10 protein-coding genes and 1 tRNA gene are annotated in these 13,609 nt (G+C 63.0%); 9 read left to right on the top strand and 2 right to left on the bottom strand.

Annotation, left to right across the window (positions count from 1 at the left end):
* The first annotated feature begins 105 nt into the window (after positions 1 to 105).
* From B9P64_RS21440 to rpoC, 9 genes are all read left to right on the top strand, one after another.
* Positions 106 to 181: transfer RNA gene (locus tag B9P64_RS21440), tRNA-Trp, on the top strand.
* Positions 182 to 221: 40 nt separating this feature from the next.
* Complete coding sequence (gene secE, locus B9P64_RS21435; protein WP_085318140.1) at positions 222 to 605, top strand: preprotein translocase subunit SecE; 384 nt, start codon at positions 222 to 224, stop codon at positions 603 to 605.
* Positions 605 to 1,159 (top strand): transcription termination/antitermination protein NusG, encoded by a 555-nt coding sequence (gene nusG / locus B9P64_RS21430; protein WP_085318139.1) that lies wholly within the window; start codon positions 605 to 607, stop codon positions 1,157 to 1,159. The genes secE and nusG overlap by 1 nt, the downstream gene beginning before the upstream one ends.
* A 119-nt stretch (positions 1,160 to 1,278) precedes the next feature.
* The gene (rplK, locus tag B9P64_RS21425; protein ID WP_085318138.1) at positions 1,279 to 1,710 is read left to right on the top strand and encodes a 50S ribosomal protein L11; all 432 of its coding nucleotides are present in this window, start codon (positions 1,279 to 1,281) and stop codon (positions 1,708 to 1,710) included.
* Entirely contained in the window at positions 1,711 to 2,412 is a 702-nt protein-coding gene (rplA, locus tag B9P64_RS21420) for a 50S ribosomal protein L1 (RefSeq protein ID WP_085318137.1), read from the top strand. It abuts the gene before it with no gap.
* A 255-nt stretch (positions 2,413 to 2,667) separates the two neighbouring features.
* On the top strand, positions 2,668 to 3,198 hold the full coding sequence (rplJ, locus tag B9P64_RS21415; protein ID WP_085318136.1) for a 50S ribosomal protein L10: 531 nt from the start codon (positions 2,668 to 2,670) through the stop codon (positions 3,196 to 3,198).
* Between the two features lie 51 nt (positions 3,199 to 3,249).
* Positions 3,250 to 3,630, top strand: coding sequence for a 50S ribosomal protein L7/L12 (rplL, locus tag B9P64_RS21410; protein ID WP_085318135.1), 381 nt, complete (start codon positions 3,250 to 3,252; stop codon positions 3,628 to 3,630).
* Positions 3,631 to 3,808: 178 nt separating this feature from the next.
* Positions 3,809 to 7,918: a DNA-directed RNA polymerase subunit beta gene (gene rpoB, locus B9P64_RS21405; RefSeq protein ID WP_085318134.1), complete on the top strand. Its 4,110-nt coding sequence runs from the start codon at positions 3,809 to 3,811 to the stop codon at positions 7,916 to 7,918.
* A gap of 21 nt (positions 7,919 to 7,939) precedes the next feature.
* Positions 7,940 to 12,169, top strand: a complete 4,230-nt coding sequence (rpoC, locus tag B9P64_RS21400) for a DNA-directed RNA polymerase subunit beta' (RefSeq protein ID WP_085318133.1) — start codon at positions 7,940 to 7,942, stop codon at positions 12,167 to 12,169.
* Positions 12,170 to 12,267: 98 nt separating this feature from the next.
* On the opposite strand, the gene tatC is transcribed toward rpoC, so the two are convergent.
* Positions 12,268 to 13,038, bottom strand: a complete 771-nt coding sequence (gene tatC / locus B9P64_RS21395) for a twin-arginine translocase subunit TatC (protein ID WP_085318132.1) — start codon at positions 13,036 to 13,038, stop codon at positions 12,268 to 12,270.
* A complete protein-coding gene (gene tatB, locus B9P64_RS21390) occupies positions 13,035 to 13,583 on the bottom strand; it encodes a Sec-independent protein translocase protein TatB (protein WP_085318131.1) in 549 nt (182 codons plus the stop codon). Before tatB ends, tatC begins: the two co-directional genes overlap by 4 nt.
* Positions 13,584 to 13,609: the final 26 nt, after the last annotated feature.

The following is a 13,609-nucleotide window of genomic DNA, read 5'->3' as shown; positions in this document are numbered from 1 at the left end:
GTCGTCGCCAAGGTCATCGAGTAAGTAGGTTTCACGGCCTTGTCGTTGCGAGTCTGGGTTGCCAAGCCCAGACGCCTGAGCACGATGCGGGCCACAGCTGTTTCTAGGGGCATAGCTCAATTGGCAGAGCGTCGGTCTCCAAAACCGAAGGTTGGGGGTTCGATTCCCTCTGCCCCTGCCATCTAACGAAAGCACTGCCGGCAATCGGCAGTGCCTCATCAATGACAAATCGCAGCGTCGAGACCGTGATGACGGCCGCCGACAAGGTCAAGGTTGCACTCTCCTTGCTCGTCGTCGTGGCCGGTGTTGGCGGCTTTTATGCACTGTCGGCACAGCCGATGGTTCTTCGTGTCGTCGTGATGCTCGTGGCGATTGGCGTTGCAGTCGGCATCGCATGGGCTAGCGAGCCTGGCCGACGCTTTCTCGGCTTCGCGCGCGAGTCTTATCTCGAGGCTCGTCGGGTCACTTGGCCCACTCGGAAGGAAACCCTTCAGATGACTGGCGTGATTTTCGCGTTCGTTGTCGTGATGGCACTGTTTCTGTGGCTGGTCGACAAGGGGCTCGAATGGCTTCTTTATGACCTCATTCTTGGGTGGAAGCGCTAATGGAAGAAAACTCGGCATCTGCCCAAAAGCGCTGGTACGTCGTGCATGCCTATTCCGGAATGGAAAAAAGTGTGCAGCGTGCCTTGCAGGAACGTATTGACCGCGCGGGCATGCAAGACAAGTTCGGGCGCATTCTCGTGCCGTCCGAAGAAGTGGTTGAAATCAAGAATGGCCACAAGTCCATTTCGGAGCGTCGGTTTTTTCCGGGCTATGTACTAGTCGAAATGGAAATGACCGACGACAGCTGGCATCTGGTGAAGAACACCAACAAGGTGACCGGTTTTGTTGGTGGCGTGGGCAACAAGCCGACTCCGATCAGCCAGCGCGAAGTCGACAAGATCCTGACGCAGATGCAGGAAGGGGTCGAAAAGCCGCGCCCCAAGGTGCTGTTCGAAGTGGGCGAAATGGTGCGGGTCAAGGACGGTCCGTTCACCGATTTCAATGGCAATGTCGAAGAAGTGAATTACGAGAAAAGTCGCTTGCGCGTCTCGGTCACGATCTTCGGTCGCGCCACGCCGGTTGAGCTGGAATTCGGTCAGGTCGAAAAGGCCTGACGACGCTGTCGAAAGACAGGCGTTCGCGATTGGGACGGCGCTGACAGTCCCTGAGGAGCCGCAGTAGGAAATCTTCGGATGACCGAAACGGCGTTATCACTCGTGCTATTGGAAGCAAAATGGCCAAGAAAATCATCGGCTTCATCAAGCTGCAAGTGCCGGCCGGGAAGGCGAATCCGTCGCCCCCGATCGGTCCCGCGCTGGGTCAGCGCGGCCTGAACATCATGGAATTCTGCAAGTCATTCAATGCCCAGACTCAGGGTGTTGAAGTGGGCCTGCCGATTCCGGTGGTGATCACCGCCTACGCGGACAAGTCGTTCACCTTCGTGATGAAGACGCCGCCGGCGACCATCCTCATCAAGAAGGCGGCGGGCATCCAGAAGGGTTCCCCGAAGCCGCATACCGACAAGGTTGGCTCGATTACCCGCGCGCAAGCCGAGGAAATCGCCAAGACCAAGCTCAAGGATCTGACGGCTGCCGATCTCGACGCGGCAGTGCGCACCATCGCGGGCAGCGCCCGTTCGATGGGCATCACGGTGGAGGGTCTGTAAATGGCTGCCCAACAAACCAAGCGCAACAAGGCGATCCGCGCCAAGATCGATCGCAGCAAGTTCTATCCGATCGGCGAAGCCATCGCCCTGATCAAGGAAACCGCCAACGCCAAGTTCGACGAATCGGTCGACGTGTCGGTTCAACTCGGCGTCGATCCGAAGAAGTCGGACCAAGTGGTTCGAGGTTCGGTCGTGCTGCCGGCCGGTACCGGCAAGAGCGTGCGCGTTGCTGTGTTCGCCCAAGGCGCCAAGGCTGAAGAAGCCAAGGCTGCCGGCGCCGACATCGTGGGTCTTGAAGACCTGGCCGAACAGGTCAAGGCCGGCAATCTCAACTTCGACATCGTGATCGCTTCGCCGGACACGATGCGCGTCGTCGGCACGCTGGGCCAGATCCTCGGTCCGCGCGGCCTGATGCCGAATCCGAAGGTCGGCACGGTCACGCCCGATGTCGTCACCGCGGTGAAGAACGCCAAGGCCGGTCAGGTTCAGTACCGCACCGACAAGGCCGGCATCATCCACGCGACGATCGGCCGCGCCTCGTTCACGCCGGAAGCGCTGCAAAGCAATCTGAGCGCGCTGATCGAAGCGCTGAACAAGGCCAAGCCGGCTGCCGCCAAGGGCGTCTACCTGCGCAAGCTCGCCGTGTCGAGCACGATGGGCGTGGGTGTGCGTGTCGATCAGACCTCGCTCGTCGCGGCCTGATACCGGATTCAAGTCGGGATTCGAGAAGAATTCCGCAATGACTTTGGGCCACGCCTGGCCGGTCAAGCCGGGCGTGGGTTGTCAAAGACCGCTGGGGGCAAGCTGATGTCGATGCGAGCCTTAATCGATTGCCCAGCGTAGATGGCGGTCCCGAAGATTTGCAGTGTCATTTGATGTGGATGCTCCAAACCTCGGTCGCCGTTTTGTGGCCGGTGCAAGGTCTTTCGACCGAGCACCATTCAGTGGAGTAGGACCGTGGCTCTCAATCGCAATGAGAAGGCGGTTGTCATCGACGAGATCTCGGCAGAAGTTGCCAAGGCCCAGTCGATCGTCATCGCCGAATACCGTGGTCTGGAAGTGGGCAAGATCACCGAGCTGCGTCGCAAGGCGCGTGAATCGGGTGTCTACCTGCGCGTGCTGAAAAACACCCTGGCTCGCCGTGCCGTCGTCGGTACGCCGTTCGAAAAGCTCTCCGACAACATGGTCGGACCGCTGATCTACGGCTTTTCCGCCGATCCGGTTTCTGCCGCCAAGGTGCTGAACGATTTTGCGAAGGGCAATGACAAGCTGGTCCTCAAGGCCGGTTCGCTGCCCAATTCGGTTCTCGATGCCAATGGCGTGAAAGCCCTGGCCACGATGCCGAGCCGTGAGGAACTGCTGGCCAAGCTGCTTGGCACCATCCAGGCTCCGATCGCGCAATTCGTTCGCACGCTCAATGAAGTGCCTTCCAAGTTCGTGCGTGGCCTCGCCGCCGTCCGCGACCAGAAGGCCGAACAGGCTGAGTAACGCCTGTTCACTTCCGGAATCTCATCCCATCTTTGTTTTGGAGTAATTCAAATGGCACTCACGAAAGTTGAAATCATCGACGCGATCGCCGGTCTGACCGTGCTCGAACTGTCGGAACTGATCAAGGACCTCGAAGAGAAGTTCGGCGTCTCGGCTGCTGCTGCTGCCGTCGCCGTGGCTGCTCCGGCTGGTGGCGCTGCCGCCCCGGTCGTCGAAGAGCAAACCGAGTTCACCGTTGTGCTGACCGAAATCGGCGCGAACAAGGTCAACGTCATCAAGGCCGTGCGCGAACTGACGGGCCTGGGCCTGAAGGAAGCCAAGGATCTGGTCGACGGCGCGCCGAAGCCCGTCAAGGAAGGCATTGCCAAGGCCGACGCCGAAGCAGCCAAGAAGAAGCTGGAAGAAGCTGGCGCCAAGGCCGAACTCAAGTAATTCGCCTTGTCGTCATACCCGGAGGGTCGCTCGCGACCTTCCGGGTTTTTGCGTTTTTGCGGATCGCTTTGAAACAAGGCGTTTCGCGCGAGAAAAGTCGGCCATGACCTTGCGGGCCGGCCATCGATCCACCGACAAGGTCATCGCCTACTTTTCTCTGTCATAGAACGGAGCCTACATGTCCTATTCGTTCACCGAAAAGAAGCGGATCCGCAAAAGCTTCGCCAAGCGCGATGCGGTCCACGCCGTCCCTTTCCTGCTCACGACGCAGATCGAATCGTATACGGCCTTTCTGCAAGCCGACGTGCCCGTGGCGCAACGGCAAATCGACGGGCTTCAGGCGGCGTTCAATTCGGTGTTCCCGATTTCCAGCCATAACCAGATGGCGCGGCTGGAATTCGTGAGCTATCAGCTTGGAAACCCCGTCTTCGACGTCAAGGAATGCCAGCAGCGTGGCCTGACCTTCGCCGCCCCGCTGCGGGCGAAGGTGCGCCTCGTCATCATGGATCGCGAGGCGAGCAAGCCCACGATCAAGGAGATGAAGGAGCAAGAGGTCTACATGGGCGAAATGCCGCTCATGACCGTGAACGGCTCCTTCATCATCAACGGCACCGAGCGCGTCATCGTCTCGCAGCTGCACCGGTCGCCCGGCGTGTTCTTCGAGCATGACAAGGGCAAGACTCACAGCTCGGGCAAGTTGCTGTTCTCGGCGCGAATCATTCCCTACCGCGGCTCCTGGCTCGACTTCGAATTCGATCCGAAGGACATCCTGTTCTTCCGCGTCGACCGTCGTCGCAAGATGCCGGTGACGATCCTGCTCAAGGCCATCGGCATGGCGCCGGAGCAGATCCTCGCCAATTTCTTCTCCTTCGACCATTTCACGCTCCAGACCGAAGGCGCGCTGATGCAGTTCGAGTCGTCGCGCATGCGCGGCGAGATCGCCAAGTTCGACATCGTCGACAAGAGCGGCAAGCTGCTGGTGCAGAAGGACAAGCGCATCAACGCGAAGAACATCCGCGACATGGAAGCGGCCGGCATCAAGGTCATTTCGGTGCCCGAGGACTATCTGATCGGCCATGTGCTCGCCACCAACGTGGTGAACCCGGAGACGGGCGAGATCGTCGCGAACGCCAACGACGAGCTGACCGAAGGTCTGCTCAAGACGCTGCGCGACGCCGACATCCACGAGATCAAGACGATCTTCACGAACGATCTGGATCACGGCCCGTACATCTCGCAGACCCTGCGTGCCGACGAGACCGACAGCCAGCTCGCCGCGCGCGTGGCCATCTACCGGATGATGCGTCCGGGCGAGCCGCCCACCGAAGACGCGGTCGAGGCGCTGTTCCATCGCCTGTTCTTCGCGGAAGAGTCCTACGACCTGTCCAAGGTCGGCCGCATGAAGTTCAACCGCCGCATCCAGCGCGACGAAGTGACCGGTCCGATGACGCTGACCAACGAGGACATCCTCGCGGTCATCAAGACGCTGGTCGAGCTGCGCAACGGTCGCGGTGAAGTCGACGACATCGATCACCTGGGCAATCGCCGCGTGCGTTGCGTTGGCGAACTGGCCGAGAACCAGTTCCGTGCCGGTCTGGTGCGTGTCGAGCGCGCGGTCAAGGAACGTCTTGGCCAGGCCGAGACCGAGAACCTGATGCCGCATGACCTGATCAACAGCAAGCCGATCAGCGCCGCCATCCGCGAATTCTTCGGTTCGTCGCAGTTGTCGCAGTTCATGGATCAGACGAATCCGCTGTCGGAAATCACGCACAAGCGTCGCGTCTCGGCCCTCGGCCCGGGCGGTCTGACGCGCGAGCGCGCCGGCTTCGAGGTGCGCGACGTGCATCCGACCCATTACGGTCGCGTCTGCCCGATCGAGACGCCGGAAGGCCCGAACATCGGCCTGATCAACTCGCTGGCGCTGTATGCGCGCCTGAACGAGTACGGCTTCCTCGAAACCCCGTACCGCAAGGTCGAGGGTCAGAAGGTCACCGACCAGATCGACTACCTGTCGGCGATTGAAGAAGGCCGCTATGTGATCGCTCAGGCGAACGCGGAAATCGACGCTGACGGCACGCTGTCCGAAGACCTGGTCTCGGCGCGCGAAGCTGGCGAAACGATGATGGTGACGCCCGACAAGATCCAGTACATGGACGTGGCGCCGTCGCAGATCGTGTCGGTCGCGGCCTCGCTGATCCCGTTCCTGGAACATGACGATGCGAACCGCGCGCTGATGGGCGCGAACATGCAGCGTCAGGCCGTGCCCTGCCTGCGGCCCGAAAAGCCGTTCTCGGGTACCGGCGTCGAGCGTACCGTGGCCGTCGACTCGGGCACGGTGGTGAAGGCGCTGCGCGGCGGCAAGGTCGACTTCGTCGACTCGACCCGCGTGGTCATCCGCGTGAACGACGCGGAAACGCCGGCCGGCGAAGTGGGTGTGGATATCTACAACCTCACCAAGTACACGCGCTCGAACCAGAACACCAACATCAACCAGCGCCCGATCGTGCGCATCGGCGATGTGGTGGCACGCGGTGACGTGGTGGCCGACGGCGCCTCGACCGACATGGGCGAGCTGGCGCTTGGCCAGAACATGCTGGTCGCGTTCATGCCGTGGAACGGCTACAACTTCGAGGATTCGATCCTCATCAGCGAACGCGTGGTGGCCGACGACCGCTACACCTCGATCCACATCGAGGAACTGAACGTCGTCGCCCGCGACACCAAGCTCGGACCGGAAGAAATCACCCGCGACATCTCGAACCTGGCCGAAAACCAGCTCGCGCGTCTGGATGACTCGGGCATCGTCTACATCGGCGCCGAAGTCACCGCCGGCGACGTGCTGGTCGGCAAGGTCACGCCCAAGGGCGAGACCCAGCTGACGCCGGAAGAAAAGCTGCTGCGCGCGATCTTCGGCGAGAAGGCGTCGGACGTGAAGGACACCTCGCTGCGCGTGCCCTCGGGCATGAGCGGCACGGTCATCGACGTGCAGGTGTTCACCCGCGAAGGCATCCAGCGCGACAAGCGCGCCCAGCAGATCATCGACGACGAGCTGAAGCGCTACCGCCTCGACCTGAACGACCAGCTGCGCATCGTCGAGGCCGACGCGTTCCAGCGTCTGGAACGCGCGCTGATCGGCAAGACCGCCAGCGGCGGCCCCAAGAAGCTGCCGAAGGGCACGGTCCTGACCCAGGACTACATGGCCGAACTCGAGCGCTATCACTGGTTCGACATCCGCCTCGACGACGAGGAAGCGGCCGCGATGCTGGAAGCCACCAAGGAGGCCATCCAGCAGAAGCGCCACCAGTTCGACATCGACTTCGAAGAGAAGCGCAAGAAGCTGACCCAGGGCGACGAACTGCCGCCGGGCGTGCTGAAGATGGTCAAGGTCTACATCGCCGTGAAGCGTCGTCTTCAGCCCGGCGACAAGATGGCCGGCCGTCACGGCAACAAGGGTGTGGTCTCGCGCATCGTGCCGGTGGAAGACCTGCCGCACATGGCCGACGGCACGCCGGTGGACATCGTGCTGAACCCGCTCGGCGTGCCGTCGCGGATGAATGTCGGTCAGGTGCTCGAAGTGCATCTGGGCTGGGCCGGCAAGGGCATCGGCCAGCGCATCGACGACATGCTCAAGGACCACAACCGGTCCGAGGCGTCGCAGGTGCGCGAGGCGCTCAAGAAGATCTACAACTTCTCGGGCAAGCAGGAAGACATCGACTCGTTCACCGACGTCGAGGTGATGGAACTGGCGCAGAACCTGCGCAAGGGCCTGCCCTTCGCGACGCCGGTGTTCGACGGCGCGACCGAGGCTGAAATCAAGGGTGCGCTCGACATGGCCTACCCGGACGACATCGCGGCCAAGCTGCAACTCACGCCGGCCAAGACCCAGGCCCGGCTGTACGACGGCCGCACCGGCGAGGCATTCGACCGCCCGGTCACGGTCGGCTACATGCATGTGCTGAAGCTGCATCACCTGGTCGACGACAAGATGCATGCGCGCTCGACCGGCCCGTACTCGCTCGTGACCCAGCAGCCGCTGGGCGGCAAGGCGCAGTTCGGTGGCCAGCGTTTCGGGGAAATGGAAGTGTGGGCGCTCGAAGCCTACGGCGCTTCCTACGTCCTGCAGGAAATGCTGACGGTGAAGTCGGACGACGTGAACGGCCGGACCAAGGTCTACGAGAACATCGTCAAGGGCGATCACGTGATCGATGCGGGCATGCCCGAGTCGTTCAACGTGCTGGTGAAGGAAATTCGTTCGCTCGGGATCGACATCGATCTCGAACGCAACTAATCGGGACTGCAAGGAGGACGCATGAAGGCGCTACTCGATCTATTCAAGCAGGTCCAACAGGACGAACAATTCGACGCGATCCGCATTGGCCTCGCGTCGCCCGAGAAGATTCGCTCGTGGTCGTTCGGGGAAGTGAAGAAGCCCGAGACCATCAACTACCGCACGTTCAAGCCGGAACGCGATGGCCTGTTCTGCGCCAAGATCTTCGGGCCCATCAAGGACTACGAGTGCCTGTGCGGCAAGTACAAGCGGCTCAAGCACCGCGGCGTCATCTGCGAAAAGTGCGGCGTCGAAGTCACGCTGGCCAAGGTGCGCCGCGAGCGCATGGGCCATATCGAGCTGGCCTCGCCGGTCGCGCACATCTGGTTCCTGAAGTCGCTGCCGTCGCGTCTGGGCATGGTGCTCGACATGACGCTGCGCGACATCGAACGCGTGCTGTACTTCGAGGCATTCGTCGTGACCGATCCGGGCATGACGCCGCTGAAGCGCGCGCAAATCCTGTCGCCCGACCAGTACGACCAGGAATGGGAAAAGAATCCCGATGAATTCACCGCCTTCATGGGCGCTGAAGGCGTGCGCGAACTGCTGCGCACGATCGACATCGAGAAGGACATCGAGCAGCTGCGCCAGGATCTGGCCGCGACCGGCTCGGAAGCCAAGATCAAGAAGATCGCCAAGCGCCTGAAGGTGCTCGAGGGCTTCCAGAAGTCGGGCATCAAGCCCGACTGGATGGTGATGGAAGTGCTGCCGGTGCTGCCGCCGGAACTGCGTCCGCTGGTGCCGCTGGACGGCGGCCGCTTCGCCACGTCGGACCTGAACGACCTGTATCGCCGCGTCATCAACCGGAACAACCGTCTCAAGCGCCTGCTCGAGCTGAAGGCGCCGGAAATCATCGTCCGCAACGAAAAGCGGATGCTGCAGGAGGCGGTCGACTCGCTGCTCGACAACGGTCGTCGCGGCAAGGCGATGACGGGCGCGAACAAGCGTCCGCTGAAGTCGCTGGCCGAGATGATCAAGGGCAAGGGCGGCCGGTTCCGCCAGAACCTGCTGGGCAAGCGCGTCGACTACTCGGGCCGTTCGGTCATCGTGGTGGGCCCGACGCTCAAGCTGCATCAGTGCGGTCTGCCCAAGCTGATGGCGCTGGAGCTGTTCAAGCCCTTCATCTTCAACCGGCTTGAGCAGATGGGCCTCGCGCCCACGATCAAGGCGGCGAAGAAGGCCGTGGAATCGCAGATTCCGGAAGTGTGGGACATCCTCGAAGAGGTGATCCGCCAGCATCCGATCATGCTGAACCGCGCGCCGACGCTGCACCGTCTGGGCATCCAGGCCTTCGAGCCGACCCTGGTCGAGGGCAAGGCCATTCAGCTGCATCCGCTCGTCTGCGCGGCGTTCAACGCCGACTTCGACGGTGACCAGATGGCCGTCCACGTGCCGCTGTCGCTCGAAGCGCAGATGGAAGCGCGCTCGCTGATGCTGGCGTCGAACAACATCCTGTTTCCGGCTTCCGGCGATCCGTCGATCGTGCCGTCGCAGGACATCGTGCTGGGCCTGTACTACGCCACCCGCGACAAGATCAACGGCAAGGGCGAGGGCATGATCTTCGCCGACGTGGACGAGGTTCAGCGCGCCTACGACAACAAGGAAGCCGAGATCAACACGCGCATCACGGTGCGCATCGGCGAGGTCGAGGTCGACAAGGCGACGGGCATCCGCACGCCGAAGATCACGCGCTACGACACCACGGTGGGTCGCGCGCTGCTGTCGACGATTCTTCCGGAAGGTCTGCCGTTCTCGGTGATGAACCGGGCGCTGAAGAAGAAGGAAATCTCCAAGCTCATCAACACGTCGTTCCGTCGCTGCGGCCTGCGTGCCACGGTGGTGTTCGCCGACCAGTTGATGCAGGCCGGTTTCCGGCTGGCCACGCGCGCCGGCATCTCGATCGCGATGGGCGACATGCTCATTCCGGCGAGCAAGGAAGGCATCGTGGGCGCCGCCGAAAACGAGGTGAAGGAGATCGAGCAGCAGTACGCCTCGGGTCTCGTCACCAAGGGCGAGCGCTACAACAAGGTCATCGACATCTGGGGCCGCGCCGGCGACCACGTCGGCAAGGAAATGATGAAGTTCCTGGCCGTCGAGAAGGTCACCGACCGCCACGGCAAGGAAGTCGACCAGGAGTCGTTCAACGCCATCTACATGATGGCCGACTCGGGCGCGCGCGGTTCCGCGGCGCAGATTCGCCAGCTGGCGGGCATGCGCGGCCTGATGGCCAAGCCTGACGGCTCGATCATCGAGACGCCGATTACCGCGAACTTCCGCGAAGGCCTGAACGTTCTGCAGTACTTCATCTCCACCCACGGGGCCCGGAAGGGTCTGGCGGACACGGCGCTGAAGACGGCGAACTCGGGTTACCTGACGCGGCGTCTGGTCGACGTGACCCAGGATCTGGTCGTGATCGAGGACGATTGCGGCACCGATTCGGGCGTGGTCATGCGCGCGCTGGTCGAGGGCGGTGAAGTCATCGAGGCGCTGCGCGACCGGATTCTCGGCCGCACCACCGCGCTCGACGTGAACCATCCCGAGACCAACGAAGTCGTGTTCCCGGCCGGCACGCTGCTGGACGAGGATGCGGTCGAATCGATCGAGGCGCTCGGCATCGACGAGGTGAAGGTGCGCACGGCGCTGACCTGCGCCACGCGCTACGGCATCTGCGCCAAGTGCTATGGCCGCGACCTGGGTCGTGGCTCGCTGGTGAACACCGGCGAAGCGGTCGGCGTGATTGCTGCCCAGTCGATCGGCGAGCCCGGCACCCAGCTGACGATGCGGACCTTCCACATCGGCGGTGCGGCGTCGCGCGCGGCGGTGGCCTCGGGCGTGGAAGCGAAGAGCAACGGCACGGTGCGTTTCACCGCCGCCATGCGCTACGTGACCAACACCAAGGGCGAGCAGGTCGTCATCACGCGATCGGGCGAAGTCATCATCACCGACGACAACGGCCGCGAGCGCGAACGTCACAAGATCCCGTACGGCGCCACGCTGCTGCAACTCGACGGCAAGGTGCTGAAGGCCGGCACGCAACTCGCCACCTGGGACCCGCTGACCCGCCCGATCATCACCGAGCACGGCGGTCAGGTGAAGTTCGAGCATGTGGAAGAAGGCGTGACGGTCGCCAAGCAGATCGACGAGGTCACGGGCTTGTCGACGCTGGTGGTCATCGACTCCAAGCGCCGCAGCACGTCCAAGATCACGACGATCCGCCCGACGGTGAAGCTGCTCGACGAGCACGGCAAGGAAGTGAAGGTTCCGGGCACCGAACACCCGGTGACCATCACCTTCCCGGTCGGCGCGCTCATCACGGTGAAGGACGGTCAGCAGATCGGCGGCGGCGAAGTGCTGGCGCGGATTCCGACCGAATCGCAGAAGACGCGGGACATCACCGGCGGCCTGCCGCGCGTGGCCGAGCTGTTCGAAGCCCGTTCGCCCAAGGATGCCGGCATGCTCGCCGACGTCACCGGCACGGTCACCTTCGGCAAGGAAACCAAGGGCAAGCAGCGCCTGATCATCACCGACCTCGACGGTCTGGCCCACGAGTTCCTGATCCCCAAGGACAAGAACGTGCTGGTCCACGACGGTCAGGTCGTGAACAAGGGCGAGCTGATCGTCGACGGTCCGGCCGATCCGCAGGACATCCTGCGTCTGCTGGGGATCGAGGCGCTGGCGCGCTACATCGTCGATGAAGTCCAGGACGTCTACCGACTCCAGGGCGTGAAGATCAACGACAAGCACATCGAAGTCATCGTGCGCCAGATGCTGCGCCGGGTTCAGATCACCGACTCGGGCGACACGACCTTCATCGTGGGCGAGCAGGTCGAGCGTTCGGAGCTGTTCGACGCCAACGACGAAGTCATCGCCAAGGGCGGTCGTCCGGCGCTGTACGACAACGTGCTGCTCGGCATCACCAAGGCGTCGCTGTCGACCGACTCGTTCATCTCGGCCGCTTCCTTCCAGGAAACGACCCGGGTGCTGACCGAGGCGGCGATCATGGGCAAGCGCGACGAACTGCGTGGCCTGAAGGAAAACGTGATCGTCGGCCGTCTGATCCCGGCCGGTACCGGCCTCGCGTACCACACGGCGCGCAAGGTGAAGGAATCGCAGGACGCGCTCGAAGCCGCTGCGCTGGCCGCGCTCGAAGCGCTGCCGGCCTCGGCCGAGCTCAGCGCCCACAACGAGGAAAGCGCCTCGGACGCCTCGTAAGCGTTGCTCAGGCACTCCCGGTCCGCGGATCGGGAGTGCCCAAGGAAAAAGGGCCACCGGATTCGCGTCCGGTGGCCCTTTTTTCATGCCGATGCAGATCAGCTGGAGCTGGAGCCTTCCTCGGCGGCTTCTTCCGGCGCCTCGCGCTTGCCGACGAAGCTGGCGACCAGCACGCCCAGCTCATACAGCAGCGCCAGCGGCACCGCCAGCATGAGCTGCGAGACCACATCGGGCGGCGTGACGATGGCTGCGACCACGAAGGCGCCGACGATCATGTACGGCCGCACCTCGCGCAGCTTGGCCACCGACACGATGCCGAAGCGCACCAGCACCACGACCACGATCGGCACCTCGAAGGTGAGGCCGAACGCCAGGAACATGCCGAGCACGAAGCTGAAATAGGCATCGATGTCGGGCGCTACCTGCACCGACGCCGGCGCGAAGCCGGTGATGGCCTTGAACACCACGCCGAACACGAAGAAATAGCAGAACGCCATCCCCGCCAGAAACAGCAGAAAGCTCGACGTGAGGATGGGCAGCGCGAAGCGCTTCTCGTGCTGGTACAGCCCGGGCGCGATGAAGGACCAGGCCTGATAGAGCACATAGGGCAGGGCGATCACGAAGCCGACCAGCAGCACCACCTTGAGCGGCACCACGAAGGGCGCGATCACGCCGGTGGCGAGCAGCTTGCTGCCGACCGGCAGCGCGGCCGTCAGCGGCGCCGACAGCAGATCGAAGATCTGCTGCATGAAGGGCGTGAGCGCGAGCGTCACGACAATGACCGCGATGGCCGCGCGCACCAGGCGCTGGCGCAGCTCGATCAGGTGGGAGATGAAGCTCTCTTCCGGGGCTTGCTGCTGTTCGGTCATGAGGCGGTTCTGCGAAGCGCGCGGCGCACGCGCAGGGCACGCGCGCGCGGCGCGTACTTGAAGCCGACGGTGGCGCCGCCCTGAAGCAGCGCGCGCAGCGATTCGACCTCGGCGGCCAGGCTTTCCACGGTGGGCGCCGGCTTGACGAACTCGCCCTGTGCGAAGGCGTTGTGCTCGTCGCATTCCCACTTGTGCATCGGCCAGGGTTCGTTGACCTGGGCGGCGGTCGCGGCCGATTCGGTCTCGGCGGCGAGCTGCTGCACTTCGTGGCGCGCCGCGTCGATCTCGTGATGCACGGTCTGGAGGTTGTCGTCGACCGTCTTCTTCAGATCGCGCGCCGATTCCTCGATCTGCTGCTGCATCTTGCGCAGCTCGGCCAGTTCGACTTCGCGGTTGATGTCGGCCTTGACATCGTTGACGTAGCGCTGGGCCTTGGCGACCCAGCTGCCGACGGTGCGCGCAACCTTGGGGAGTTTTTCGGGGCCGAGCACCACCAGCGCAACCGCGCCGATGATGGTCAGTTCACCGAAGCTGAAATCGAGCATCGCCGCTTGCCGTGGTGAGGAGGGGA

Source organism: Derxia lacustris, from assembly GCF_002105195.1.
GTDB classification, from domain to species: Bacteria; Pseudomonadota; Gammaproteobacteria; order Burkholderiales; family Burkholderiaceae_E; genus Derxia; species Derxia lacustris.
This window is presented reverse-complemented; position numbering and strand designations above follow the sequence as displayed.

Excerpts from the sequence above, each read along its gene's own strand:
- secE (WP_085318140.1), top strand. The coding sequence starts at position 222 with ATGACAAATCGCAGCGTCGAGACCGTGATGACGGCCGCCGACAAGGTC.
- nusG (WP_085318139.1), top strand. The coding sequence starts at position 605 with ATGGAAGAAAACTCGGCATCTGCCCAAAAGCGCTGGTACGTCGTGCAT.
- rplK (WP_085318138.1), top strand. The coding sequence starts at position 1,279 with ATGGCCAAGAAAATCATCGGCTTCATCAAGCTGCAAGTGCCGGCCGGG.
- rplA (WP_085318137.1), top strand. The coding sequence starts at position 1,711 with ATGGCTGCCCAACAAACCAAGCGCAACAAGGCGATCCGCGCCAAGATC.
- rplL (WP_085318135.1), top strand. The coding sequence starts at position 3,250 with ATGGCACTCACGAAAGTTGAAATCATCGACGCGATCGCCGGTCTGACC.
- rpoB (WP_085318134.1), top strand. The coding sequence starts at position 3,809 with ATGTCCTATTCGTTCACCGAAAAGAAGCGGATCCGCAAAAGCTTCGCC.
- rpoC (WP_085318133.1), top strand. The coding sequence starts at position 7,940 with ATGAAGGCGCTACTCGATCTATTCAAGCAGGTCCAACAGGACGAACAA.
- tatC (WP_085318132.1), bottom strand. The coding sequence starts at position 13,038 with ATGACCGAACAGCAGCAAGCCCCGGAAGAGAGCTTCATCTCCCACCTG.
- tatB (WP_085318131.1), bottom strand. The coding sequence starts at position 13,583 with ATGCTCGATTTCAGCTTCGGTGAACTGACCATCATCGGCGCGGTTGCG.